This window comes from Halocola ammonii (assembly GCF_049334165.1).
In the GTDB taxonomy this organism is placed as follows: domain Bacteria; phylum Bacteroidota; class Bacteroidia; order Flavobacteriales_D; family Sanyastnellaceae; genus JBEGHD01.
Genome location: NZ_JBEGHD010000029.1, coordinates 1 through 2135, shown reverse-complemented (window position 1 = coordinate 2135; position 2135 = coordinate 1). Strand labels below are relative to the sequence as shown.

Sequence of the window (2135 nt, the reverse complement as noted above, 5' to 3'; positions counted from 1 at the left end):
TCTGTTCCTTCGCAGTAGCTAAACTGGGCATTGTAGCCAGCAAGCTCTCCGTTGAAGGTGAAGTTGGCATCCGGTAGCGGATTGATCGTCAGCTCAAGCGTGTCGATGGTTGTGCATCCCTCAACGGTCGTTTCGTTGGTGTAAACTCCGCTTTCGGTGTAAACTGTGCCGTTCCACTCGTAGCTTTCGCAAGCGGTAACTTCTTCGGTTGAACCGGCTGTCGCTCCAACCACAACCGTAGCACTGTAAGGTCCTGGAGTTTGAAGAACACATCCTTCAGCACTTGTAATAGATGTAATTTGAATTTCGTATGTACCAGGATCCAAAGTGCCTGTGAAGATCGAACCTGATTCTTCAACTGTTACGCAAACTTCAGGCTCTCCATCCACTGAGTAGCAGACTTCGAATGGAGTTACACCGCTAATTGCTGTGCAAAGAGTTACATCGATGTTTTGACCTTCGCAGTAATTGAATGTATCTCCAAATCCTGCTACCTGTCCATTAAAGCAGATGTCAGCATCCGGAGTGCCCTCGATAGTGACGATGGCATCGCAGGTAGATACGTTTCCACTTTCATCTTCAACCGTTAGCGTTACTGTGTTTTCTCCGGAGTGACTGCAGTCGAATTCTGTTTGTGATGCAGAGATACTGGCAACTCCGCAGTTGTCTGTTGATCCTCCATCAAGTTGAGCAGGATCGAGAGTTGCCATCCCATCTACCAGACTCAGCGTCAAATCCTGACAAACTGCAGTTGGCACAATGTTGTCTTCTACGGTAACAGTTGCAGTGCAAGAGCTTGTGTTTCCACTGTTGTCAGTGACTGTGAGTGTTACTTGAGTTCCTCCTCCGGCAGAAATTGTCTGACCGGCATTCAACAAACCAGGTGACTCAGAAGTGGGACCTGTCCATGCGAAATCTCCACCCGTGCTACCTGTTCCGGTTTTTTGTAATGATTCTCCGATAGGCGTGCTACTAGTTTCGGCTACCCCAATGTCGGTCGAGGTCAAGCCCATGGCAGGACCATCGGCTGCCGTAAAGCTGCCTTCATAACTGATGAATTCGACCACGTTGTCGCTTTCGTCTACCAAAGCCAATCCGTCAGGCCCTCCATTTTGAATGCTGCTAGGGTAAATAGTGTACAAGTTATACCCTGATTCTGTTGCTACTGGGGAGCCGAGCGTAGCGGAATCATATTCAGCACCTCCTGAACCGTTATAGAAAACAATTTCATAAGCAGAAGCATTAAAGTTTGCCACTACTTCAACGAATTCCCCTGTATCTCCTCCTGCGTTATCGTAGTGCAGTTCGTTTATCCAAATTGCATTCGCTGGAGCAGCTCCTCCTGAAATATCTGAGCAGTCAAAAGTGCTTTGGCTCAAATCCAGCGAAGCTATTCCGCAGTTGTCCGTAGATCCACCATCAACATCCTGAGCTGTGATACTAGCGGTTCCGTTGGCATCAAGCTGTACAGTTATGTCCTGGCAGTCAGCAACCGGATCCTCAGTGTCTTCTTCAGGGATTGCATTGAACGTGCATGTACTGGAGTTTCCAGATGCATCAGTGGCCGTAATCGTCACTTCAGCCTCAGATGTGATGGATGTTCCGGCAGCTGGGTTTTGAGTAACAGTCACATTGCCACACGCATCAGTTGCCGAAGCCAGTCCTGTGTAATCAGACAGAACAAGCTCACAATTTGCGCCAAGCACAACTGTTTGATCGTCCGGGCAAGAAACTACAGGAGCTTCCACATCAATCACCGTGACAGTCGACTGGCAAGTTGCTAAATTTCCACTCGCATCTGTTACTGTCAAAGTCACTGTGCTCTGTCCGAGATCTGAACAATCAAATGTTGTGTTGTCAATTGAAACAGATGCAATTTCACAATTATCAAATGAGCCATTATTGATTTCAGCCGCTGTGATAGTAGCAGAGCCGTTCAAATCTAATTCCACTTGAATGTCCTGGCAAACAGCCACTGGAGCTTCATCATCAAGATCGTAAACAAATGTGTTGGCCGGTCCTGTTGGGCTCATTGAGCCGAGTGCATTTCCGTTGCAATCTTCCAAAACAGTGTAGAAAGTGATTCCTCCGTTGTCGATGAACTGCTGCGTCACAGCTGGTCCAAAGTCGATGGT

1 protein-coding gene is annotated in these 2135 nt (G+C 47.7%); it reads right to left on the bottom strand.

Annotated elements, in window-relative coordinates; translation table 11 throughout:
* The coding region (locus ABHV44_RS16080) for an HYR domain-containing protein (protein WP_459075738.1) at positions 1-2135 on the bottom strand (2135 nt) is incomplete at both ends.